Annotated in this window: 22 protein-coding genes; 7 read left to right on the top strand and 15 right to left on the bottom strand. The window is 61.2% G+C overall.

All coding sequences use genetic code 11. The annotated features are described in order from the left end of the window. The first annotated feature begins 29 nt into the window (after positions 1-29). Positions 30-740 carry a murein L,D-transpeptidase catalytic domain family protein gene (locus ACKZ62_RS11915; RefSeq protein ID WP_032889480.1) on the top strand — a complete coding sequence of 237 codons (711 nt, stop codon included), beginning with the start codon at positions 30-32 and terminating at the stop codon, positions 738-740. 30 nt (positions 741-770) lie between these two features. Then, complete coding sequence (locus tag ACKZ62_RS11910) at positions 771-1,517, top strand: creatininase family protein (protein ID WP_099602230.1); 747 nt, start codon at positions 771-773, stop codon at positions 1,515-1,517. A gap of 100 nt (positions 1,518-1,617) precedes the next feature. On the opposite strand, the gene ACKZ62_RS11905 is transcribed toward ACKZ62_RS11910, so the two are convergent. After that, positions 1,618-1,950, bottom strand: coding sequence for a hypothetical protein (locus tag ACKZ62_RS11905; RefSeq protein ID WP_095185009.1), 333 nt, complete (start codon positions 1,948-1,950; stop codon positions 1,618-1,620). Between the two features lie 34 nt (positions 1,951-1,984). Beyond that, entirely contained in the window at positions 1,985-2,629 is a 645-nt protein-coding gene (locus ACKZ62_RS11900) for a hypothetical protein (RefSeq protein ID WP_032889485.1), read from the bottom strand. Positions 2,630-2,759: 130 nt separating this feature from the next. Here ACKZ62_RS11900 and ACKZ62_RS11895 point away from each other — a divergent pair, with 130 nt between their 5' ends. Next, a complete protein-coding gene (locus tag ACKZ62_RS11895; protein ID WP_032889487.1) occupies positions 2,760-3,032 on the top strand; it encodes a hypothetical protein in 273 nt (90 codons plus the stop codon). Here ACKZ62_RS11895 and yfcF read toward each other — a convergent pair. The 4 genes from yfcF to ACKZ62_RS11875 all read right to left on the bottom strand — a co-directional run bounded on the left by yfcF (position 3,007) and on the right by ACKZ62_RS11875 (position 7,840). Further along, complete coding sequence (gene yfcF, locus ACKZ62_RS11890) at positions 3,007-3,639, bottom strand: glutathione transferase (protein ID WP_099602229.1); 633 nt, start codon at positions 3,637-3,639, stop codon at positions 3,007-3,009. The genes ACKZ62_RS11895 and yfcF overlap by 26 nt on opposite strands. 228 nt (positions 3,640-3,867) lie before the next feature. After that, positions 3,868-6,303: a TonB-dependent siderophore receptor gene (locus ACKZ62_RS11885; RefSeq protein ID WP_447096712.1), complete on the bottom strand. Its 2,436-nt coding sequence runs from the start codon at positions 6,301-6,303 to the stop codon at positions 3,868-3,870. An 89-nt stretch (positions 6,304-6,392) separates the two neighbouring features. Continuing rightward, positions 6,393-7,346 (bottom strand): FecR domain-containing protein, encoded by a 954-nt coding sequence (locus ACKZ62_RS11880; protein WP_447096711.1) that lies wholly within the window; start codon positions 7,344-7,346, stop codon positions 6,393-6,395. Next, positions 7,343-7,840: a sigma-70 family RNA polymerase sigma factor gene (locus ACKZ62_RS11875; protein WP_095184486.1), complete on the bottom strand. Its 498-nt coding sequence runs from the start codon at positions 7,838-7,840 to the stop codon at positions 7,343-7,345. The genes ACKZ62_RS11880 and ACKZ62_RS11875 overlap by 4 nt, the downstream gene beginning before the upstream one ends. Positions 7,841-7,974: 134 nt before the next feature. On the opposite strand from ACKZ62_RS11875, the gene ACKZ62_RS11870 reads away from it, so the two are divergent. After that, positions 7,975-9,129: an acetyltransferase domain-containing protein gene (locus tag ACKZ62_RS11870; protein ID WP_447096710.1), complete on the top strand. Its 1,155-nt coding sequence runs from the start codon at positions 7,975-7,977 to the stop codon at positions 9,127-9,129. A 740-nt stretch (positions 9,130-9,869) separates the two neighbouring features. On the opposite strand, the gene metE is transcribed toward ACKZ62_RS11870, so the two are convergent. Further along, positions 9,870-12,158 carry a 5-methyltetrahydropteroyltriglutamate--homocysteine S-methyltransferase gene (gene metE / locus ACKZ62_RS11865; RefSeq protein ID WP_447096709.1) on the bottom strand — a complete coding sequence of 763 codons (2,289 nt, stop codon included), beginning with the start codon at positions 12,156-12,158 and terminating at the stop codon, positions 9,870-9,872. 182 nt (positions 12,159-12,340) lie between these two features. Between metE and ACKZ62_RS11860 the strand changes: the two genes are divergently transcribed. Together ACKZ62_RS11860 and ACKZ62_RS11855 are read left to right on the top strand one after the other, a co-directional pair. Further along, entirely contained in the window at positions 12,341-13,984 is a 1,644-nt protein-coding gene (locus ACKZ62_RS11860; RefSeq protein WP_122681248.1) for a sensor domain-containing diguanylate cyclase, read from the top strand. A 142-nt stretch (positions 13,985-14,126) separates the two neighbouring features. Next, positions 14,127-14,600, top strand: a complete 474-nt coding sequence (locus ACKZ62_RS11855; RefSeq protein WP_099602707.1) for a GNAT family N-acetyltransferase — start codon at positions 14,127-14,129, stop codon at positions 14,598-14,600. 14 nt (positions 14,601-14,614) lie between these two features. Here the strand turns inward: ACKZ62_RS11855 and ACKZ62_RS11850 are convergent, their stop codons facing one another. The 8 genes from ACKZ62_RS11850 to ACKZ62_RS11815 form a co-directional block, all read right to left on the bottom strand. After that, positions 14,615-15,934, bottom strand: coding sequence for an OprD family porin (locus ACKZ62_RS11850; RefSeq protein ID WP_447096708.1), 1,320 nt, complete (start codon positions 15,932-15,934; stop codon positions 14,615-14,617). 171 nt (positions 15,935-16,105) lie between these two features. Continuing rightward, complete coding sequence (locus tag ACKZ62_RS11845) at positions 16,106-16,939, bottom strand: phosphodiesterase (RefSeq protein WP_447096707.1); 834 nt, start codon at positions 16,937-16,939, stop codon at positions 16,106-16,108. A gap of 10 nt (positions 16,940-16,949) precedes the next feature. Continuing rightward, positions 16,950-17,981 (bottom strand): ABC transporter ATP-binding protein, encoded by a 1,032-nt coding sequence (locus tag ACKZ62_RS11840; protein WP_447096706.1) that lies wholly within the window; start codon positions 17,979-17,981, stop codon positions 16,950-16,952. Beyond that, positions 17,978-18,772 (bottom strand): ABC transporter permease, encoded by a 795-nt coding sequence (locus ACKZ62_RS11835; protein ID WP_032889505.1) that lies wholly within the window; start codon positions 18,770-18,772, stop codon positions 17,978-17,980. The genes ACKZ62_RS11840 and ACKZ62_RS11835 overlap by 4 nt, the downstream gene beginning before the upstream one ends. Beyond that, positions 18,769-19,587 carry an ABC transporter permease gene (locus ACKZ62_RS11830; RefSeq protein WP_447096705.1) on the bottom strand — a complete coding sequence of 273 codons (819 nt, stop codon included), beginning with the start codon at positions 19,585-19,587 and terminating at the stop codon, positions 18,769-18,771. Before ACKZ62_RS11830 ends, ACKZ62_RS11835 begins: the two co-directional genes overlap by 4 nt. Beyond that, positions 19,588-20,592, bottom strand: a complete 1,005-nt coding sequence (locus tag ACKZ62_RS11825) for an ABC transporter substrate-binding protein (protein ID WP_447096704.1) — start codon at positions 20,590-20,592, stop codon at positions 19,588-19,590. It abuts the gene before it with no gap. Beyond that, positions 20,576-21,595 carry a LacI family DNA-binding transcriptional regulator gene (locus tag ACKZ62_RS11820; protein WP_179178815.1) on the bottom strand — a complete coding sequence of 340 codons (1,020 nt, stop codon included), beginning with the start codon at positions 21,593-21,595 and terminating at the stop codon, positions 20,576-20,578. Before ACKZ62_RS11820 ends, ACKZ62_RS11825 begins: the two co-directional genes overlap by 17 nt. 315 nt (positions 21,596-21,910) lie before the next feature. Beyond that, a complete protein-coding gene (locus tag ACKZ62_RS11815; RefSeq protein WP_447096703.1) occupies positions 21,911-22,579 on the bottom strand; it encodes a DUF2268 domain-containing putative Zn-dependent protease in 669 nt (222 codons plus the stop codon). A gap of 185 nt (positions 22,580-22,764) precedes the next feature. Here ACKZ62_RS11815 and ACKZ62_RS11810 point away from each other — a divergent pair, with 185 nt between their 5' ends. Further along, positions 22,765-23,862 (top strand): carboxynorspermidine decarboxylase, encoded by a 1,098-nt coding sequence (locus ACKZ62_RS11810; RefSeq protein WP_074847089.1) that lies wholly within the window; start codon positions 22,765-22,767, stop codon positions 23,860-23,862. Positions 23,863-23,874: the final 12 nt, after the last annotated feature.

Here is a 23,874-nt window from a genome sequence, read left to right as displayed (position 1 = left end):
CAATCCACAGTGGGGGAGATGTACTGTAGATGCTGACTTTTATGTATCGCCTGGGGATCGCCTTGAGTTTGGCTGTATTGAGCAATTCTGCGCTCGCCGCCAATGGCAACCCTCCTTCCTTGTATAGCAGCCTGGCGCGCTCGGCTCCAGAACTCAATCCCACTGTGCTGAAAAGTGCCCTGAGCGCGATGCAGTGCGCAGTCAGCAATGGCGAGGAACGCTCCGAGCGCCTGGCCGTGATTGACTATTCTCAGCCGTCGACCGCCCGTCGGCTGTGGATCTTCGACCTGCGCAAGAAAACCCTGGTGCTGCGCGACCTGGTGGCCCACGGCGCCAAGTCCGGGGAGAACTTCGCCACCCAGTTCTCCAACACCGAAGGTAGCCATCAATCCAGCCTGGGCCTGTTCCGCACCCAGGAAAGTTACCTGGGCACCCACGGTTACTCGCTGCGCATGGACGGCTTGGAGCCGGGGTTCAATGACCAGGCCCGTGATCGCGCCATCGTGATTCACGCTGCCGACTACGTAAGCCCGCTGTGGAGCAAGCGCGAAGGCCGTATCGGCCGCAGCCAGGGTTGCCCGGCGGTGCGCCCACAGGTGGCACGCCAGGTGGTGGATAAACTCAAGGACGGGCAGTTTATGTTTTCGTGGTACCCCGACCAGCGCTGGTTGAAGTCCTCGACTTACCTCAATTGCAAACCCCAACAGGTGGCAAGTAGTCGTACAATCCGTGGCGGTTAGCCTGTCCCCACAGATAAAAGAGAGCGTTCAATGCTTCTACACCAATCGACCTGGATCGAGATCGGGCAGTTTCTGGAGCGCAGTCGCACGGTGGTGATCCCCATCGGCTCCAACGAGCAGCACGGCCCGACCGGTCTGCTGGGCACCGACTGGATGTGTCCGGAAATCATCGCCGTTGAGGCGCAAAAAAACGCCGACATCCTGATCGGGCCGACCTTCAATATCGGTATGGCCCAGCATCACCTGGGTTTCCCCGGCACCATTTCCTTGCGCCCTTCCACCTTTATCGCCGCGATTGGCGACTGGGTACGTTCGCTGGCCGGGCATGGTTTCGACAAGATCCTGTTCCTCAACGGCCATGGCGGGAATATCGCAACCATCGAGGCGGCGTTTTCCGAGTTGTACGCCGAAGCCAGTTTTGCCCGTCGACCCGCCGGCTTCGCCCTGAAGCTGGTGAACTGGTGGGACCTGGAAGGCGTCAGTGACCTGGCCCACCGCCAATTCCCGGTAGGCCACGGCAGTCATGCCACGCCGTCAGAGATCGCGGTGACGCAGTGGGCGTATCCGGACTCGATCAAGTCGGCCGACTATTCGCCGCAGATCGCCAACACAGGTCCGATCCGCGAAGCCCTGGACTTCCGTGCACGCTTCCCCGATGGACGCATGGGCTCGGACCCGGCGCTGGCGACGGTGGAGAAAGGCGGTGAATTGGTGGCGTTGGCGGCTCAAGGGCTGGTCAAGACCGTCAACAGTTTCAGCAACGAAGCCAAAGCCTAGGTCGAGTACACATCAACCTGTGGGAAGGGGCTGCTTCGCAGCCCAGCGCAGGGCAAGCCTGCTCACCACAGCAAGCCTCCTCCCACATTGGATGTGCGTGCTACTTACATTCCTGCGCCGCCAATTCCAGTCGCGACGGCGTTAACGCCGACGCCAGCGGCTTGCGCTCATACAGGAACACCTTGGCGCCCTCTCCAGCCTTGTAGGCTTCCAGCACATCGTCGGCCGCAATCTTGCTGGTCAACACCGCGCGGGCGTGGCGCGAGTTCTGGGTCACGGTCGACGTAATCCCGTGTTTTTCCAGCTTGGGCAAGACGCATTGGAAATAGGCGTCAGGGCCTTTGCTGGTTTGCAGGGTCAAAGTTGGAGTGTTTGGGGCAGAGACACAGCCGGCCATCAACAGAGCCGTAGCCGGTACAAAAAAAGAGCGCATGAAAAAATCCTGATATTGAATATAAACGTTCACATCAACCGGCACGTACCAGCGCCTTGAGCGACGCATCAAACTGCTTCAAAGCATCCAACTGCACATCCCGCTGCTGCTCGATCTGCGCGGCAATTTCCGGCGCGTCTTTGTCACGGACCCACACCGACGGCACCTGTTTGTGCACCGAGCCTTCGGCCTTGGCGATGTATTGCAGGTCGGCGTCATAGAACCGCGCAATAAAGCGCGCCTCGACCTGATCGTTACGCTGGGTGAGCAGTTGATTATGGGTATCGAGCATCACCACTACATCGGGATGAGCCTGCACCAAGGCATCCAGGTTGTCGTAGACGGTCACCGACAAAAAGGCGCCCTGCAGCGAACTCATCAACCAATCAATGGCCAACTCCGGGTCGGAGCTGTTGACGAACGCCTGGCGGATACGCCCGTCGAGGGCATCCTTGGCGCCATTCAAGGCCATATCGTGGTAGCGTTCCAGATAGCTGAGGTTGTCGCGAGTATTGTCGCTCAACAACACACCGACTGACTGCGTGTGCTGCAGGGAGTTTACGCTACCGGCGATGGGTAGCAAATGGCCTGTACGCAGTTCGCCGGCGATGGCCGCGTTGCTCACTGCCACCGTACCCAGCATCAGAATCATTAGACCAAGCTGAATAATCGTCCTCATCGCGCATTTCCTTGAACAGCGTCTCGATGAAGGGATTTTGCGCTTTCCGTGCGAAAACAGAACTTGCGTTGCGTGATGGTGACTATTATCTGAAGCGATAGTGTTGCGATAAAACCGATAAGGAGCCGCCATGAAGCCCCACCAGAAAACCTTCGACCGCATCCGTGAAGCCGTCTTGCCGGAATTTCGCGAGCGGGTCGCCGATTACCTGGTCGACTATGAAACCGTGCTGCAGGACATCAACGCCGACGCCGACCAAGTCTGTGCCAGCGCCCAACAACTGCGCGGTTACCTGCGCGGCTTGAACACCACGCGGGTGCTGGGCATGGCCGATTGGGAAGACCTGGATCGGCGTGTGGAACACATCACCGCAAACGCTACAGCGCAGGACGTTGCTGATTGACCCATTCCTGCACCGACGGCCGCTGCCACTGACGCTGGGCATACGCCACCAACTCAGCCGGTACGCGGTCGCCGTTGAGGATCAGGCGGTTGAGCATGATCGCCAGATCCACATCAGCAATCGACCACTCACCGAACAGGTTCGTCGGGTTACCCGCCAACAACGCCTGCGCCCCAGTGATCAACCGCTTGGCGGCCGCTTCGGCCACGGGTGACAACGGCGGCATCTGCTGACCGTAGAACACCACCAGCGTGGAACGCTCCTGACGAATTGGCAGCAAATCACTGCGCAACCACGCCTGCACCTGCCGCGCCCTCGCCCGCTGCTTTGGATCGGCGGGGTACACCGCTGTCCCAGGGTAGGCCTCTTCCAGATACTCGGTGATCGCCGAAGATTCCGACAACGCAAAGTCACCTTCCACCAGGGTTGGCACCCGTTGGGTCACAGACAGCCGGGCGAAATCGGCGGTCTGGTTTTGCGCGGCATCCAGGTCCAGGGTAACCAGTTCGAAGGCCAGGCCCTTTTCCCGCAGGGTGACGAACACCGACATCGCGTAGGGGCTGGTGAACAGCGAATCAACGTAAAGGCGCAACGGGCTCTGGCTCATGGGCAATCTCCTTGAATGAGCCCTCACGCTACGAGATGTGCGCGGATAAAGACAATGCAGGGTTTTTATGGGGGCATTCCTGGCGGGAATACTGCTTAAAACGCCTGAATATCGACCTCGCCCGTGTAGGGCTACCGGTGGGTGCCTACACGTCCTTTATAGATCGGCTTGGGGTGGGCGTCTGGCGCCCCCCCCCCAACACGTTCGACAGTGGACCGTGTTTACCCTTTAGAAGTCCACCGTTGCCGATAGCTTCACCGTGCGTGGCTCGCCCTGGGTCAGGTAGTTATTGGCGGTCGACGCCGACGCCCAGTACGCCTTGTTCGCGACATTCTCGACGTTGGCGCGCAAGGTGATGAACTTGTCGTCGGCCTTGAAGCCATAACGCGCACCGAGGTCAACACGGGTCCAGGCCGGAATGCTGAGTGTGTTGTCAGCGTTGACGTACTCGCCGCCGGTGCGCAGCAGCCGTGCGTTAACCGCAGCGCCCTGGATGCCCGGAATGTCCCAGTCGGCGCCCACGTTGAACTGAAAACGCGGCACACCGGCGGCGCGGTTGCCGTCGGTGAGGCCGTTGGCGGTGTTCTTCAACTCGGTGTTCATCCAGGTTGCACCGGCCAGCACGCGCAGGCCGTCGAGGGGTTCGCCGAAGACGTTGAGCTCCACACCTTTGTTGATCTGCTGACCGTCGACGCTGAAGGTATTGGTGCCATTGGCGTTGGTGTTGGTCGCACTGTTCGGCTGTTCGATGCGGTAGACGCCGAGGGTAGCGCCATAGCTGTCCCAATCGAACTTGACCCCGGCTTCGGTCTGTTTGCTGCGGTTGGGCGCAAAGACTTCGCCGGGGTTGGTCACGTTGGTCAGCGGCGCCGTCGGACCTTGGGCCAAGCCTTCGATTCGGTTGGCGTAGAACGCCACATGCTCCCAAGGCTTGACCACCAGGCCATAAACCGGCGTGGTGATCGACTCGGCATAGTTGGCACTGCGCACGCCGGTGGTGGTGTTCCAGGCGTCCACTTCGATGGTCTGGCGGCGCACGCCCAACGTCAGCAATACGCGATCGTCGATAAAGCCCAAGGTGTCGGACACCGCAGCACTCTTGATGCGGTTTTTGCCAACGATGCGTGGGTCGTGCACATCGCTGCCGAAATAGGTGACGGTCGGGCGCGCTATCTGGGTCGGGTTGTACAGATCGCCGGGCTTGCGATTGCCCCGCAGGATCGCTTCAAACGCCGAACGCTGTTCGCCCCAGACTCCCGACAGACCGACGTTCATCTGATGGGTCACCGGCCCAGTGCTGAAGTGCCCGTTCAAACCGGCCATGGCACTCTTGTTGTCCTCATCATGGGGCGAATACAAAAAGCCCACTTGCCCGGCACCGTTGTTGCCCACATACAACGACGAATACTGACCATTCTCCCGCGTGTGCTTGGCGCCGCCGCCCACGTACGCCGTCCAGTTGTCATTGAGGTCGTACTCGGCATTGAACATGCCGTAGGTGTCTTCCAACTCCGACCAGCTCCAGTCCTGGGCGTAGTTGTGTTTCGCCGATGGCGCCTTCGGCACTTGGGTACCTGTGGGGTAAACCACCGAGCGGCCGCTGTTGATACGCTCTTTCTGGTAGCCGAAATCGGTGGACATGCGCAGGCGCTCGCCACGGTAATCCAGGGCGATGGCGATCAGTTGTGAGCTTTTGAATTCATCCTCAATGGCCGTGTCACCGCCGTGTTTGGCCAGGTTGACCCGCGCACCGAAACGGTTGTCTTCGCCAAAGCGCTGGCCCAGGTCGAGGTGCCCACCGGCCTGGCCGTCGGTGGTGGTGTCGAGGCTGATGCTGCGGGTCGCGGTGTCTTCGGCGCGCTTGGGCACCAGGTTGACGCTGCCGCCAATCCCGCTGCCCGCCGGCGATACGCCGTTGACGAAGGCGTTGGGGCCTTTGAACAACTCCACACGCTCAAGGGCCTCGGTGGTGACGATCTGCCGGGGCAGCACGCCATAGAGGCCGTTGAAGGCAATGTCATCGGTGTTCAGTGGCAGGCCGCGGATGGTAAACACTTGGGAGAAGTTACCGAACCCAGAGGACTGGCGCACCGACGCGTCGTTGAGCAACACGTCGCCCACGGTGCGCGCCTGTTGGTCGGCGATGGTTTTGGAGGTGTAGCTGACCACGCTGAACGGCACGTCATTGATCGAGCGATTGCCCAACACCCCCAGGCGCGCCGAACGCGCTACCTGGCCACCGCCATAGGTGTCCACCTCTGCCCCACTCGTTTCGGCGCTGATGGTGGTGGCGCCCAGTTGCAGCACGTCGCCAGTGGCCTCGGGGACCACGGTGTAGCCGCCGCTGCCGGTGCTTTGCACGGTGTAGCCGCTGCCCTGGAGCAGTTGCATGAAACCCGATTGCGCAGTGTAGCTGCCTTGCAGGCCCGGACTCTGTTGGTCATTGAGCAGCGCGGAATCAAACGACAGCGGCACACCGGATAACGCCGCGAACTGCGCCAACACATTGCCCAAGGGCCCCGGCGCGAGGGCATAGCTGCGCGCGGCGCCCGCGACTGTCTCTGCTGCCATGGCGCTGTGCAGCGGTGCGAGAGTGGCAAGCGCAACAGCCAGGCTCAGCGTCTTGAGGGGACGGGGGCAAACGAGGTGCAGTCTGGCGTTCATGGGCGTTCCTGTCGGCGCGGTGCAACGTTGAGGGTTCTCCCCTACACCGGACGACAACGAAAAAGGTATCAGCGAATCTGAAAGAAATTTCAACGCGGCTCGACGGTGACCCAGTAGCCGGTCAAGCGGCTGACGGTCACCGGCAGGGTTTCCTGCAACAGGCGCAGGCTGGCATCGGTATCACGCAAGGGGAATGCCCCGGAAACGGTCAACCCCGCCACACCTGAGTGGCAACGCAACACGCCGGCACGGTAGCGCCCCAGTTCGTCGAGCAAATCCGCCAGGCGCATATGCTGGGCCAGCAGCATGCCGTTCTCCCAGGTCATGGCGCTGACATCCAGCGGCCCAACCGCCGCCACGCTGTCGTTGCCAAATGCGCTCTGCTCACCGGCCTTGAGGATCAACCCACGCTCGGCGTGGGTAGGCAGCATCTCCACCGCGCCTTCGATCACGGCCACGCGGCTGCTGTGCTCACCGACACGCACGCTGAAGTGCGTGCCCAGCGCACGGGCGGTGCCGTGGCGGGTTTGTACGATAAACGGACGATGGCTTGGCGCAGGGTCCTTGGCGGTGGTGATCATCACTTCGCCTTGCAGCAGTTCAATGCGCCGTACCTGATCGGTGAAGCCGATATTCAACGAGCTGGCGGTGTTGATCAGCAGGCGCGTACCGTCAGGCAAGGTCAAATTGCGTTGCTCGCCGATGGCGGTGCGCTGGTCGGCCGCCCACGACTGCCAGGGCTTTTGCTGCAAGGCCAGCCACGTCGCCGGACCTGCCAGCAGCAACAACCCCAATGCCTGGCGCCGGCCAAGGGATTTTTTGCGGCCGATACGCTTGAGGGTATCGCCGGCAATCGCACTCGGCACGCTGTTGAAGTCCCCCAGAATCGCCTGCGCACGCTGCCAGGCCTGCGCGTGCTGGGCGCTGCGGCCTTGCCATTGGGCGATGGCGCGGTGGTCTTCGTCGGTCGCGCTGCCGGACTGCAACTGCACCATCCAGTCGGCGGCTTCGCCCAGGATCAGCGGGTCAATCGACGGGTTCATGCCACGCTCAGGCAGGCGAGGAAAGCATCGCGCATATAGCGTTTGACCGACACCAGCGACACCTTCAACTCATCGGCAATCTGCTGGTACGTCAGGCCATCGAGCTGCGACATCAGGAACGCCTGGCGGGTTTTCTCGGGCAAGTCGCGCAGCATGGCTTCGATACGGTACAGCGCTTCGAGAATCAGCCAGCGGGTTTCCGGCGATGGCACTTGCTGCTCGGGCAAGTGGGCGATGGTTTCCAGGTAGGCGCGTTCGACCTCCTGACGACGCCAACTGTCGATCATCAGGCCCTTGGCAATATGAGTGAGCAACGCCCGTGGCTCGCTGCCAAAACCGGCGCAGCTCTGGCGACTCAGCAACCGCACGAAGGTGTCGTGAGCCAGGTCGGCCGCATCACTGGCATTGCCCAGTTTGCGGTCGAGCCAGCGGTACAACCATCCGTGGTGTTCGCAGTACAGCGCCTGAATAGGCAGGTTGAGGGGGGACGACATGCGAGTCACCGGCATCAAGGCCACGGAGTAATTAAGAATTGATCGCATTCTAGTCTGGGCGACGGACCTCAGCAATGTGCAATTTAATGTTATAGGATAACATCCACTTTCCACCCAGCCCTGCGACCACACCCATGACCGATGCTGTTCCCCTCCGTCAACGCCTGCTCTCCATCGACGCCCTGCGCGGCCTGGTGATCCTGTTCATGCTGCTCGACCACGTTCGCGAAACCTTCCTTCTGCACCGTCAGGTCGGCGACCCGATGAGCATCGACAACACCGAACCTGCGCTGTTTATCAGCCGCACCCTCGCCCACCTGTGCGCGCCGGTGTTTGTTTTGCTCACGGGGTTATCCGCGTTTTTGTACGGCCAGAAATACCAAGGCCGCCGCGATGTGTCGGCGTTCCTGTTCAAGCGCGGGTTGTTCCTGGTGGTGCTGGAATTCACCCTGGTCAACTTTGCCTGGACCTTCCAGCTCCCACCGAGCGTGATCTACATGCAAGTAATCTGGGCGATTGGCATCAGCATGATCGCCCTCGCCGCCCTCGTGTGGCTGCCGCGCCCGCTGCTGATCATCGTGGCGCTGGTGATCATCGGCGGGCACAACCTGCTGGATGGCGTGCACTTTGCTCCAGGTTCGGCGCTGCAGAATCTGTGGGCAATCCTGCATGAACGCAGTTGGATCGACGTGTCCGCCGACCTGCGCTTGCGCACTACCTATCCGGTGTTGCCGTGGATCGGTGTGATTGCACTGGGCTACAGCATCGGTCCGTGGTTCGCCAATGCCACCGTGCCTGCAGCGCGCCAGCGCCATCTGTTGCTGGCCGGTGCGGGTTCGTTGATGGGGTTTGTGATGTTGCGTGCGGTCAACGGCTACGGCGAGAAGCCTTGGCAGACGTACGAGAGCGGCGTGCAAACGGTGATGAGCTTTTTCAACGTGACCAAGTACCCGCCTTCGTTGTTGTTCCTTGCGTTGACCTTGGGGATTGGACTGTTGCTGCTGTTGGCGATTGAGCGCGCGGGGCATAAACGTTGGATCGGAGTATTGGCCGTGTTTGGTGCAGCGCCGATGTTCTTTTACCTGCTGCACCTGTATGTGCTGAAGGTGCTGTATGTAGCGTGTGTGGCGGCGTTCGGCCTCAACCATGGCAACTACTTCGGGTTCGACAGCATCGGTGCCGTATGGCTGGCGGTTCTGTTGCTGCCGCTGGTGCTTTACGTGCCAGTGCGCTGGTTTGCCGGCCTGAAAGCGCGTCGACGGGATCTGGCGTGGCTCAAATACCTCTGAGCGTAGATTCAATTGTGGGAGGGGCAGTGTGGCGATGCTACAGGCCCTGACTTCGATATCTCCGAGTCAGGATGCTGGCTGAGTACATATCCGTTGCTGCGATAACGGCGGCTTACGGTTTCGCCCTTACGGCGACCGGATTCTTAAGCCGAACTCCGTCCAACTGTGGGAGGGGGCTTGCTCCCGATGAGGGTGTGTCAGTTGATGCAGCTGTGACTGACCCACTGCTATCGGGAGCAAGCCCCCTCCCACAGTTTGATCTCCATAGATCAGACAGATAGGTCCTAGCCTGCTGTCCTGCTTTTGCTCTGCTTTTGCTCTGCTTTTGCTCTGCTTTAGATCTGCTTTAGATCTGCTTTTGATTTGGCCCTTACATCCTTTTCGCTGACGAAGTCAGCGGTCTTTTGATCTGCGCTTTTGATCTTGATCTCAGGCGCCCCGTCAAACACGCTGGCCGAACGCAGGCTTGAATCCGTGGGTAACCCGGCAGGACGCCGGGTTAGCCGCGCTGGGCCATGGATGGCCCATCGCGGCGGCCCACGGATTCAAGCCGGAGTGAGGGCACACCGAGCCTAGGCGAGGTGCCGAGTGTTGGGGCAAGAGCCCTTTGGTTACTTTGGGGCTTTTCCAAAGTGACCCGCCGTAAGGGCGGAACCAATACCCGCCGTGACCGCAGAAACGGATATGCACACCAACAAACCGCCATCGAAAGCAAACCTCGCCCCACATTTTTAACCGCGCTACGCCAATTCCGCTCGCAGTTGACGCGCCGCAGTGACCATATGAATCAGCGCCGCCTCAGTCTCCGGCCAGCCGCGCGTCTTCAAGCCGCAATCCGGGTTCACCCACAACCGCTCGGCCGGGATCCGCTTGGCTGCCTTGCGCAGCAGGTTAGCCATTTCCGATGCATCGGGCACCCGTGGCGAGTGGATGTCGTAGACTCCCGGGCCGATGTCATTCGGGTAGGCGAAGGCTTCAAACGCGTCCAGTAACTCCATGTCCGAACGTGAGGTTTCGATGGTGATCACATCGGCATCCATCGCTGCGATGGACTCGATCACATCGTTGAACTCGCTGTAGCACATGTGGGTATGGATCTGGGTGTCGTCACGCACGCCAGAGGCGCACAGGCGGAACACTTCGGTGGCCCAATCCAGGTAGTGCTGCCACTGTGCCTGGCGCAACGGCAGGCCTTCGCGAAACGCGGCTTCGTCGATCTGCACGATCTTGATGCCAGCGGTTTCCAAATCCAGCACTTCATCACGAATCGCCAGGGCCAGTTGGCGGGCCTGCACTTCACGGCTCACGTCTTCGCGGGGGAACGACCACATCAGCATGGTCACCGGACCGGTCAGCATGCCTTTCATGACCTTGTGGGTCAGGCCTTGGGCATAGCGGATCCACTCCACGGTCATCGCCTTCGGACGGCTCAGGTCGCCGAAAATTACGGCTGGTTTCACGCAACGCGAACCGTAGCTCTGGACCCAGCCGAAGCGCGTGAACACGTAGCCATCCAGTTGCTCGGCGAAGTACTCGACCATGTCGTTACGTTCAGCTTCACCATGCACCAGCACATCCAGGCCGAGGTTTTCCTGCACTTCGACGGCGTGCCTGATTTCGCTGTGCATCGCTTCGACGTATTCGGCCTCGCTCAACTTGCCAGCCTTGTATGACTGGCGCGCCAGGCGAATCGAGGCTGTTTGCGGGAACGAACCGATGGTGGTGGTCGGGAACAACGGCAGTTTGAGGCCAGCGCGCTGTTGCTCGATACGCTGGGCAAACAGCGAGTGGCGCTGGCTGTCCTTGGCAGTAATAGCGGCAACACGTGCCTGGACGGCCGGTTTGTGGATTCTTGGCGAAGCGGCGCGTGCGGCCTGCACGGTGCGGCTGTGCGTCAGAGCAGCAAGCACGTTGGGCGCTTCAGGTTGGTTGACCGCCTGGGCCAGCACCGCCACTTCGGCGCACTTCTGCACAGCGAAGGCCAGCCAGCTTTTCAACTCGGCATCCAGCTTGTCTTCACGGCCCAGGTCCACCGGGCTGTGCAGCAGCGAGCAGGACGGCGCCACCCAAAGGCGATCACCGAGTTTTTCATGAGCATGCTGCAAGGTCGCCAGGGCGTTTTCCAGGTCGCAGCGCCAGACGTTGCGTCCGTTCACTACCCCCAGGGACAGCACCTTGTACGCCGGCAGACGGTCGAGGATGGTCGGGTACTGTTCCGGCGCCCGTATCAGGTCGATGTGCAGGCCATCCACTGGCAGGTTCGCGGCCAGGCCGAGGTTCTCTTCCAGACCACCGAAGTAGGTCGCCACCAACTTTTTCAGTGGGTCGCGCTGGATCAGGTTATAGGCGCGTTCGAAAGCGTTTTTCCACTCTTGTGGCAGGTCGAGCACCAGGATCGGCTCGTCGATCTGTACCCATTCCACGCCCAGGTCCGCCAGGCGTTGGAAGATCTGGCCATACAACGGCAGCAGGCGCTCCAGCAGATCAAGCTTGTCGAAGTCGCCGCCCTTGGCCTTGCCCAGCCACAGGTACGTCAACGGGCCAATCACCACCGGCTTGACGGTGTGGCCCAGTTCGAGAGCTTCCTGCACTTCTTCGAAGAGTTGATCCCAGCCCAGATGGAAGTGCTGGTCGACGCTGAATTCAGGCACCAAGTAGTGGTAGTTGGTATCGAACCACTTGGTCATTTCCTGGGCGTGGGCACCGCCGCAGCAGTTGTCGCTGACACCCCGCGCCATACCGAACAGGGTTTGCAGGGTGGCCTTGCCATCCGCCGGGCGAAAGCGCTCAGGGATCACGCCGAACATCAGCGAGTGAGTCAGCACCTGGTCGTACCAGGCGAAATCGCCAGCGGGCAGCAACTCAATACCGGCCTGCTTCTGCAACGCCCAATGGGTCTTGCGCAGGTCACGGCCAACGGCGCGCAGGCCGTCCTCGTCGAGCTCACCCTTCCAGAACGCTTCCTGCGCTTTTTTCAGTTCACGATCGCGTCCAATGCGCGGAAATCCCAGGGAATGAGCGACAGCCATGACTTACAACTCCAATGTCGTTATGTATGGCAGTCATTGTCGGGAATTGATCATGGTGAGACAAACTCATTCTATTTTAGATCAGCACAAGTTTCGCTCATGTTGAAGCTTGCCTTTAGCCGACACGGCACTCATTCATTGCGGGTACTATGCTCGCAAACAATACATTCAAATGAGCACCCATGATCAAAGCCAGCCTGCGCAGTCACCTGACCTTATGGTTTGCCGGTTTATCCCTGCTCACCTTGCTGAGCGTGGGCTTTTATGTAGGGCACATCGCAACTGGGCAGATGAAGCAGGCCAGCGGCGTTGCTTTGTTGAGCACAGCGCGCTCCACGGCTGCGCTGTTGGCCGTGCAACTGCGCGAGCGTCAGCTGGAAGTGACCCTGCTCAGCAAAGCGCCGCTGTTTCGCAAGGGTGACTTGAACGAGCCGGACATCCTCACGCTGATGGAGCTGCGTACCCAGTCTCGCGCCGAGTACGCGTGGATGGGCGTCGCCGATGCAGACGGCCGTGTGCGCCAGGCGGTGAATGGGCTGCTGGTGAATCAATCTGTCAGCCAGCGCCCATGGTTCCAGGCCGGTCTGCTTGGCGAGTACACCGGCGATCCCCATGAGGCGGTGCTGCTGGCCAAGTTGCTGCCAGGGGCGGCCAACGGCGAGCTGTTGCGTTTTATTGATTTCGCCGAGCCTATCCGTAACGCCAAGGGCGAGACCATCGGCGTGCTGGGGGCCCATGCGCACTGGCGCTGGGTGACGCAAATCGTCGATTCGGCAGTGATGCAGAAGGACGCCATCCCTGATATCGAGGCGCTGATTGTCGACTTCGACGGCAAGGTGCTTTATCCCGAACTGCTGGCCGGCGAGCAGATGCCTAAAGACAAGCTGGTCACGCCTTCCGGCTGGTCCACGGCGGACGGCTTTGTGACCGCTTCGGTCGCGGTGCCCAGCCCCTCCAACGCAAAAATGACTTGGTACATCATGGTGCGCCAGCCGTTGGATGTGGCCCTGCAACCGGCGCGCACGCTGCTCTACAAATTGCTGATACTCGGTGTACTCGCCGCCGTGGCGTTTATGGTCGCGGCGTATTACCTGGCCTCCTCCCTCAGTCGCCCTATCGAACAACTGGCCAAATCCGCCAAGCAAGTCCAGGAGCACCAGCCCGGCGCCGTGTTTCCACAGGAGCACTCAGTGCTGGAAATCGCCCAACTGGGCCGCTCGCTTACCGGCATGACCCAAGCGCTGCTGGCCAAGGAACGCCAGCTGCAGGAAGCCAACGCCTCCCTGGAAGCCACTGTCGCCCAACGCACCGCCGACCTCACCCAGGCCAACGCCGAGTTGCTCAAGCTGGCCACCCACGATGCCCTCACCGGCGTGTTCAACCGTCGCCGCTTCGATGAAAAACTCGCCGAGAACAGCCTGCTGTTCCAGCGTACCGGCCGCACCTTCGCCCTGCTACTGATCGATGCCGATTACTTCAAGCGCGTCAACGACACCTACGGCCACGCCATTGGCGATGATGTGCTGTGCCAACTCGCCGCGCTGATAGAAAGTACGACGCGCGCCACTGACTTTGTGGCGCGTTATGGCGGGGAAGAATTCGCCGTGCTGCTGCCGGAAGTCGAAGCGCCGGACAGCCCCGACGTGGTCGCCGAAAAAATCCGCGCGGCCGTCGAGGCGGCAGTGTTTCCAACCGTAGGCCGTCTGACCGTGAGCATCGGCGTGGGCGTGGCCGAGCCTTCGGACCGTGACTCCCTGGCACTGCTCAAACGCGCGGACATGTGTTTGTATGAGGCCAAGGCCGCGGGCAGGAACCGGGTGGTTTGAGCACGCCTCCCTCGCCACAGGTACAGTGCCCGCCACGCTATTTCGGATAGGTCCCTACAGGGATGTCATTACCCAAGGCTGTTGTCTTTGGGGCGCAATCAGCTATGAGGTCGAACGCTCAGTGCCCACACAAAGAGTCCCTATGAAGCCCTCCAGCGAAGCCCCTTCGATACGTAGACTGGAAGAACTCCCAGACGAGATCCACACGCTGGAAGCGCAAGCCATTGCCGAAGGGTTCAGGTTCCTCACGCGCCTGATCACAGAGTGGGAAACAGGCGCCAATCGGTTCGAACAACCGGGCGAGTACCTTTTGGGCGTGTTTTACCAGGAGCAACTGATTGCAGTCGGCGGCGTTTCCCGTGATCCCTACGCCGGCTCAACCGTGGGCCGGCTGCGCCGGGTATACGTGACTCCCCAAATGCGAGGGCGAGACGTGGGTAAGGCCTTGGTTCAAGCACTGCTGGATTACGCCACGCTGAAATTCCACGATGTGCGCTTATCTACCGATACACCCGAAGCCGCAGCATTTTATCTGCGCTGCGGTTTTCATCAGATCAGCGATGACACCGCAACGCATGCACGATCACTGAGCGCCCACTCGCGCCTACAGAGGTGAGGCGCTCAGCTGTACTACATCAACGGAATCGAATAACTCACAAACACCCGATTCTGGTCCTGGTCCCGCGCCACTTCACTGCGTGACACGCCGTTACGCCAGCCGAACCCGACGTTCTTGAACGTGCCGCTCTGCACCACGTAATCCAACGAGATGTCCCGCTCCCACTCGCTGGCGTCGTTGCCGCTGGCGGTAAGAATGTGGTCGCCCTTCAGGTACATCACCGAGGCCTTCAGGCCGGGTACACCCAGCGACGCGAAGTCGTAGGCGTACTGGGCAAAGGCAGTGCGTTCGCCGGCCTGGATGAAGGTCTGCACGGTTCGGTCGGTGTAGAGGTACAGGCTGGCACCACCCTCGCCTTTGTTCACCAGGCCGCCCTGGTTGAGTTGGGCGAAGTTGCTGTCGTCCGAGACTTGCTGGTAGCCGGCGGTGATCGCGTGCGGGCCCAGGGAGTAGATGAACGCGGCGCTCCAGGTGTTGTTGTCGATTTCACCGTTGCCGTTCTTGGTATAGCCGCCCAGCTTGTAGCCCTCGGCACGGCCGGCGACGCTGCTGTTTTTGCCGTCGGCGCTGGTCTTGAAGTAGCGCAGGTCGGTTTTCAATGAGCCGTATTCGCCCAGCGGCAATACGTGGATCAACCCGGCGAAATGTTGTTGGTAATAGTCTTCGAGGTTGGCGTAGTAGTACTGGACCATCAGGTCCTTGGTCAGTTGGTAGTCCGCGCCGGCGTAGGTGAATTTATTGCTTTCCTGGGTACCGCCCGCCGCGGCCAGGCCACTGCGGTCGCTGGAGCCGCGACCGGTGGTGTGCTCAAGCTGGCCGCCGACCAGGGTCAGGTTGTCGATGTCCTTGCTGGTGACTTGCCCGCCTTCGAACGACTGCGGCAACAGGCGGCCGTCGTTGCTCACCAGGATCGGCAGGTTCGGGCGCAGGTAGCCGTAGCGCGCTTCGGTCTTGGCAAAGCGTGCCTTGGCGGTCGCGCCGCCACGGGCCCAGTTATCCGTGGCCTTGCCGTCTTCGGTGGGGATCATCGAGCTGCCGACATGGCGCGCGGCGCTGCTGTCGAGGGTCACGCCGAGCATGCCGATGGCGTCCAGGCCAAAACCGACGGTGCCGTCAGTGAAGCCCGACTGGTAGTTGAGGATAAAGGCCTGGCCCCACTCTTCGGTCTTCGACGGTGCCGCCGTGCCGTCGCGGTTGTCGTTATTGAAGTAGAAGTTACGCATGCTCAAGTTGGCTTTGCTGTCGCTCAAAAAGTCAGCAGACGCCAAGGGGCTCAGAGCAATGCCCAGGCCGCCGGTCAATACACTTAATACATTCAACGTGGCTTTCATCAGGACGAACTCCGGCGCGGAATCCAAGTTCCGGGCGCAAAAAATGGGCAGCAGGATGCCGTCGGCCAAATGTGAAGTTGGCCGCGGCGTTAACGGTTATTCAGTTGCCTAGTTGCTCGATTACTCAGTTGCTTAGTCAGCTAGTTGAGTGAAGTGAAACCTCCGTAAACCTCAGTCAATCAATCCATGAGCGTCATAAAACGGATACGGCCCCGGGTAATCCCCGAACACGCCGTTGTGGCTGATCAAGCCGTGTTGCGCATCCCAGTGATGCAACAAATACCCCGCCGGTTCCAGGTTGAAATGCGCGGGCGCGGCGTCTTGCAGGTCCAGCACAATCTGATGGGAGGTGCCGGGGCACACACAACTCAAGCTGCCGCCAAAGCGTCGCTGCATCGGCCGGTGCAGGTGCCCGCACAGCAGGCGTTCCACTTGCGGGTGGCGCGCCACGACGCGCTCCAGTGCGGCGGCATTGATAAAGGCTTCGCGGTCCATATGGCCGATGCCGCTGATAAACGGCGGGTGGTGCAGGATCAGCAACGTCGGCGCGTCCGGGCGGCGTGCCAGTTGCTCGTCCAACCAGTGCAATTGGCTGTCCAGTAGCTGGCCGCCATGCCCACCGGGGATAGTCGAGTCCAGGCCGATCAAGCGCAGTGGATGCTCGTCCACCACCCAGTCCAACGGCCCCTCTGCCGACGACGGCAAATAGGCGTGATCACGGAATGCCTCAAGCAACGGACCGCGTGTGTCGTGGTTGCCGGGCACCAGGTAGCACGGCATGTGCAGGCGCGCGAGTTCGGGGTGCAGCACGGCGTATTCATCGGCGCGACCGAAGTCCACCAGGTCACCGCTGACCACCACGATATCGGGCCGGGGTTGGCTGGCGTTCAAATGGTCGACGGCACGGCGCAGCGCGCCCAAGGTATCGACCACCCCGTACGTCAGGCGCTGGCCGGCTTTAAGGTGCAGGTCGCTGATTTGCGCAACAAGAAACGGACGATTCACAAGCAAACTCTCACGCATTCAGGGTGAACAACATGTGCGGCGCAATCGCCAGGGCAATCGGCGCGCCGACGGCGTGCAGGTGGTTGTCGCTGCTGTCCACCAGCAGCGGTTGCGGGCCACCCACGTCCACCAGCAGGCGGCTTTGTGCGCCCTGGAAAAACTGCGCCAATAGATGGCCGTGCAAGTGCCCTTCGCTCTCCATCACCCGCAGGTGTTCGGGGCGGCAGTACACCGTGTTGGGCACGTCGGCGGCCTGCCACGGCAACTCGCCGCCGCAGACTTTCAGGCCATGGGCTGTTCGCGAGGTAACGGCAAAGGCATTGAGGTTGCCGACAAAACCAGCGACGAACGCATTGGCCGGTTTCTGGTAGATCTCCCGTGGGCTGGCCAATTGCGCGACGCGGCCGTGCTCCATCACCAGGATACGATCGCCCAGGGCCATGGCTTCGCCCTGATCGTGGGTGACAAATACCGAGGTGATACCGAGGCCGCGCAGCAGTTCATTCAGCTCGCTGCGCAAGCGCTCGCGCAATTGCGCATCCAGGGCGGCCAGCGGTTCGTCCAGCAACAGCACTTTAGGGCGCGGCGCCAAGGCACGGGCCAAGGCCACGCGTTGACGCTGGCCACCGGACAATTCGTAGATGCTGCGCTTGCCATGCTGTTGCAGGCCCACCAGCTCCAGTAATTCCTCGCAGCGCTTGTTCCGCGCAAGCGGCGCCATGCCGCGAATCTTCAAGCCGTAGACGATATTGCCGGCCACATCGAGGTTGGGAAACAGCGCGTAGTTCTGGAACACCATGCCCACGTCGCGGCGCTCGATGGGCAGGCGGGTGACGTCGTCGGTGCCGAAAAAAACCTGCCCCACATCAGGGCGTTCCAGGCCGGCAATCAGGCGCAAGGTGGTGGTCTTGCCGCAGCCGGACGGGCCGAGGATCGCCAGGGTTTCACCGCCTTCAACGGTCAGGTTCAGATCATGCACAGCCACGGTGCCGTCGGCGAACGCCTTGCGACAGCCTTGCAGGCGAATAGTGATAGCGGTCATCGACGCTCTCCACGGGACAAACGCGCGCTGATGGCCTGCAACGCAATCAGCAGCGGCACGATCATCAGCAAAAAGATAAGGGTGTAGGCGCTAGCGATTTCCAGGCGCGCCGAGGCGTAGCTGTCGGCCAGGCCCACGGGCAATGTCTTGGTCATTGGTGTGTGGAGCATCCAGGTCAGGTTGAATTCGCCCAACGACAAGGTCACCACCATCAGCACGCCAGCGAGAATCCCCGCCCGGCAGTTGGGCACCACCACGCTGAAAAAGCGCTTGATCGGCCCGGCGCCCAGACTGGCCGCCGCCTCTTCCAGCACCGGCAGTTGCTGGCGTTGCATCACCGCCATCACCGGACGTACCAGGAACGGCAAGGTGAACAACACATGGCCCACCAGAATGAACAACCAGCTGCTGCGAAACGTGCCGAACTGGCCGTAGGTGAGCAGCAACGCCAGCGCACTGGCCAACCCCGGCATCGCCACCGGCAACACCATCAGTTCTTCGAAGGCACGGCTGAAGCGGTTGTTCATGCACACCAGCGCATAGGCCGCCGGTACGCCGATCACGCAGACACACACCGCGCACGCCAGCGCCAATTGCAACGACAGCCATACGGTGGGCGAATAGGCCTGCCAGACCTGGATCAGCCAGTCGAAGGTCAGGCCGCTGGACAGGCCGACGAAGAAATTGCGCGTCAACCCGGCCAGCAACGACATCAGCACCGGCACCAACATGAACGCGCACACCAGCAAGGTGAACAGCAGTTGAATCACAAACAGCGATGAGCGCTTCACAAGACAGTCCCCGCATTTTTCACCAGGCGCCGCGTGAGCAATAACACCGCCCAGGTCACCGCGCCGAGCACCACCGACAACGCGGCGGCGACGGCAAAGTTGGCGTAGTTGGTGAACACGTTGTAGATCGCCACCGGCGTTACATTCAGGCGCGTGCCCAAAGTGAACGCAGTGCCGAAAGCGCCCATGGACGTGGCGAAGCAGATCGCGCCGCAGGACGCCAACGCCGGCGCCAGGCCCGGCACGATCACGTCGCAGACCACCCGCCAGTGCCCTGCTCCCAGCGAATGCGCGGCTTCTTCCAGGCTGCGGTCGAGGCTTTCGCACGCGGCCATCACCGTGAGGATCACCCGGGGAATCGAGAAGTACAGGTAGCCGACAAACAGCCCGGCCAGCGAGTAGGCAAAGATCCAGCGCTCACCGGCCACTTGCAGGCCCAGGGACGCCAGCAGCCCCTGGCGCCCAGCCAACAGGATCACCAGAAAGCCCACCACCACCCCCGGAAACGCCAGGGGAAACGTGAGCAAGGCCACCAACGCCGAACGCCCGAAAAACTGCTGGCGCGCAAGGAATACGCCGCTGAGGCCACCGATCAACAACGCGGTGAACGTCACCACGATCGCCAGCACGCAAGTCTGCGCCAGGCTGCCCAGGTACTGCGCGCTACTGAGCACCTGCCAATAGCCGCTGCCGAGACTGTCGCGGCTTTCGGCGCCGAGCACCATCAAGTGCGCCAGCGGCAACAGCCAGAATGCGAACAGCACCGCAAAGGCCGGGGCCAGCGCCCAGGCCGCCTGTTTTGCCGATGCAGCCACTTACTTGACCTCGTTCAGGTAACGGGCGGCGAAGGCTTCCTGCACAGCGGCCATTTTCTGATAGTCCACCACACCGGCGCGGGCGTAATCGCTGTCGGGCAGGAACTGCGCGGCGACGTCTGCCGGCATGGTCACCGGGCGTACCGGGCGCAAGTAAGCCTTGGCCCAGAGTGCCTGGCCTTGGTCCGACAGCACGAAGTCCAGCACCTTCTTGCCATTGGCGCGGTGCGGCGCGTTGGCCACCAGACTCATCACATAGGGCACGCTGATGCTGCCTTCCTTGGGGATCACGAAGGCGACGTTGGCGTTGTCTTTGTAACGGGCGCGGTAGGCGTTGAAATCGTAGTCCACCAGGATCGGCAACTCGCCGGACAGCACCCGCGCATAGGCGGTCTGCTTGGGCACGATGGGCGCGTTTTTCGCCAGCTTCTGGAAGTAGTCGATGGCCGGGGCGAAGTTGTCCAGGTCGCCGCCCATTGCGCGGTTGATCGCCACGGCAGAGACGTAACCGACGAAGGCACTGGACGGGTCCAGGTAGCCGACCATGCCTTTGTATTCAGGCTTGAGCAGGTCGGCCCAGCTTTGCGGCACCGGCAGGCCACCCAATGCATCGACGTTGACCATGATGCCCAAGGTGCCGGAGTGGATCGCAAACCACTGGCCGGCGGGGTCTTTCAACCCGGCGGGGATCTGCTCCCAGCCCTTAGGTTTGTAGCCATCGACCACACCGGCCTTTTGCGCCTGCAAGCCGAAGGTCACGCCGTAATACACCACGTCCGCGACCGGCGCGGCCTTTTCGGCCACCAGTTGCGCCAAGGACTGGCCGGAGTTCTTGTTATCCAGCGGCACCTGCACACCCGTGTCGGCGGCGATGGCCTTGAGCTGGGTGCCCCAGTCAGCCCAGTCCGGCGGGCAGTTGTAGCAAATAGCCGTTTCGGCGGCCTGGGCCAGGCTGGCCACACCGCACAGCAGCACGGCTGCCAGGGTTTTACTGAATGCGCGCATCAAGGAACTCCTCAAAGGGTTGGGTACTTTCGCCCGGCCGGATATGGCAAGGCAGGCAATGGGAAACCGGGGCATTCCCGGCGATCTGCGCCAGCAGTTGGTCAATCACCGTGCTGGCCAGCAGCGCGATGGGCTGCACCACGCTGCACAGGGTCGGGTGCATCTGGGTGCCGAGGGCGATGCCGTCAAAGCCCATCACCGACAACTGCCCGGGTACATTCCAGGCATTGCGGCGCAGCTCTGCGATCAGGCTGATAGCCAGGAAATCGTTGGAGCACACCAGCGCGCTGGGGGCGTCGGGGCCGTTGAGGTACGGCTGGATGGCAGCGAATTCGGCCTGGGTATGCGCGGGCATTTCGATCACCGCGCGGCTTTTGAGGCCGTATTCCTTCATCGCGTCGCAGTAACCGGCATAGCGCAGGCGTGCGCGGTCGGACTGCAAGGCGGGGCCGGCGACCATGCTGATGCGTCGATGACCGGCCTCCAGCAAGTAGCGCGTGGCCAAGGCCATGCCCGCGCGGTTGTCCACCGACACGGCGCTGTAGTTGGGGTTGCTCGGTTGGTGATAGGCCAGCACGAACGGGGTTTGTTCGGTATTCAGGCTGCTGAGCACGCTGTTGCTTTCGGCATCGGTGACCGTCAGCACCAGGCCATCGACGCGCTGGCGCAGCAGTTCTTCCACTACGATGCACTCGCGCTCGCTGCTGTAGTCGGTGGTCGCCAGCACCAGGCTGTAGCCACGCAACCGCGCGGCACGCTCCATGGCCTGGAACTGCTCGGCGAACACCGGGTTGAGCAGGTTGGGCACTACCACGCCAATCAATTGGGTGGTTTGCAGGCGCAGTTGGCGGCCGAGCAGGTTGGGCCGAAACCCCAACTCACGGGCGGCGGCGAACACCTGCTCACGGGTCGCCGGGCGCACCTGCTCGGGAGAGGCAAAGGTGCGGGCGGCAGTGGCGCGGGATACGCCAGCCAGCCGCGCAACGTCTTTCAGGTCAGTCATGTTTACTCGCTTGAGATCGATCTCATTGGCGAGGACAGTAACGGGGGAATGTGGCAGGAAGGTGGTGGGGAGATGACGGTTTGATGTCAGCCAGGCCCCGACACGCTCTAATGTCAGGTGATCGCATGTAGCAGTTGCCGAGCTGCAAGCGAGGCTGCGTCAGGCGCGCTGCCGATTCAGACTCGAGTCGCGGCGGACGCTGCCTCGCCGGAGCTCGACAGCTGCTACAAATTTGCGCGGTGTTGGATAGGACGGTGTCTACGTGCGACCGCGCTGAAAGCAGGCAAACCTGCTGACTTTGTCCGTCGGTCCTCGTCAGGCACGAATCACCAGGCCCTCCTCAGCCGCGATCGCCAGGATGTCTTTGGCTGAAACGTTGAGCCACGTATCTGCATCAGGCGCTCCTACCGACGCCAACCATAATCCGACCATCTGATAACCCAAGGCATACCCCAGCCATCGAGGCTTGTCGCCGGTGCCAAAAAACCAGGCGCTGTGATCGTAGTACGTCGCCTCAAGCTCGCTAAGGTGTCCAGGAAAACGCCTGAGCGCTTCAAGGCTGAACGCCCTCTCCCACGCCTCGGCTTCGCTGCCCAGCACATGCTGTACAAACCTGCCTGCCAGGCCTTCGCTGACCAGCGCCTCCCCCAGCGTCCAGCCATACCCCGGCCCAGCCATGCGCAGGCAATGATGCACCTCATGCACCACATGTCGACTCATTGCGCCGCCTTCGAGGCTCGTGGCGAAATTTGGGTTATCGGGGTCCAGGGTCAGGGAGAACATCGTGCTGCGATAAGCGCGACCAACCAGGCCCAACTCCGGGATGGTTTCGCCGGGCAGCCGTTGAATCAGTACATCCAAGCGTGGTGGTGGCATCACTTGGGAAATCCCCCGGTAGGCGACATCGAACGCTTGCATCAATGCCTTGCGATGCGTGGCCAGGGAGCCCGAAGCTTCCAGCCAGTGCAGTGTCCATGCGTCCATTCTCACCTCTCGTCATCCCAACGTTGTGTCGTCACCCGAGTGGCTGATCATACCCACGAGCTGTCACATTGGCAGGTCAGATTAAAAGCGGCGCAGCAAAATCCGCCGGCTAACCTTTCGATTCGATCCAAGTGCGGGCACAATGCGTGTCCTTTTTTGGCAGGCACCGCCGCAGGCTCTCAAAAATGATCAAAACGCCGTACTACCTCATCGATAAACAGAAGCTTCTGGTCAACATGCAGAAGATTGCTTACGTGCGCGAGCAGTCCGGCGCCAAGGCCCTGCTGGCGCTCAAGTGCTTTGCCACCTGGTCGGTGTTCGACCTGATGCAGGAATACATGGACGGCACCACCTCGTCGTCGCTGTATGAGTTGAAGCTCGGTCGCCAGAAGTTCGAAGGTGAGGCGCACGCCTACAGCGTGGCCTGGGCCGACGATGAAATCGAAGAGATGCTCGATAACTGCGACAAGATCATCTTCAACTCCATCAGCCAGCTGCAGCGTTTTGCCGAACGTAGCGAAGGCAAGACCCGTGGCCTGCGCGTCAACCCGCAGGTGAGCAGCTCCGACTACCTGCTGGCCGACCCGGCGCGCCCGTTCAGCCGCCTGGGCGAATGGGACCCGGTGAAGATCGAAGGCGTGATCGAACAGATCTCCGGCTTCATGTTCCACAACAACTGCGAGAACGGCGATTTCAACCTGTTCGACCAAATGCTGAACACCATCGAAGAACGCTTCGGCGCGCTGCTGCACAAGGTCAACTGGGTCAGCCTCGGCGGCGGCATCCACTTCACCGGTGAAGGCTATGCCATCGACGCCTTCTGCCAGCGTCTCAAGGCGTTCTCGCAGAAGTACGACGTGCAGGTCTACCTGGAACCCGGCGAAGCGGCGATCACCAACAGCGCCTCCCTGGAAGTCACCGTGCTCGACACCCTCTACAACGGCAAAAACCTCGCCGTCGTGGACAGCTCCATCGAAGCCCACCTGCTGGACCTGCTGATCTACCGCCTCAACGCCAAACTGGCGCCGAGCGACGGTGAACACACCTACATGGTGTGCGGCAAATCCTGCCTGGCCGGGGACATCTTCGGCGAGTATCAATTTGATCGTCCGCTGGCCATCGGCGATCGGCTGTCGTTCATCGACACCGCGGGCTACACCATGGTCAAGAAAAATTGGTTCAACGGCCTGAAAATGCCGTCCATCGTAGTGAAACAACTCGACGGTACAGTCGAAGTGGTTCGTGAATTTGGTTACGACGACTACCTGTCCAGCCTTTCGTAAGCTGGCGGATAT

The sequence above is a fragment of the Pseudomonas sivasensis genome (assembly GCF_052938085.1).
This window is presented reverse-complemented; position numbering and strand designations above follow the sequence as displayed.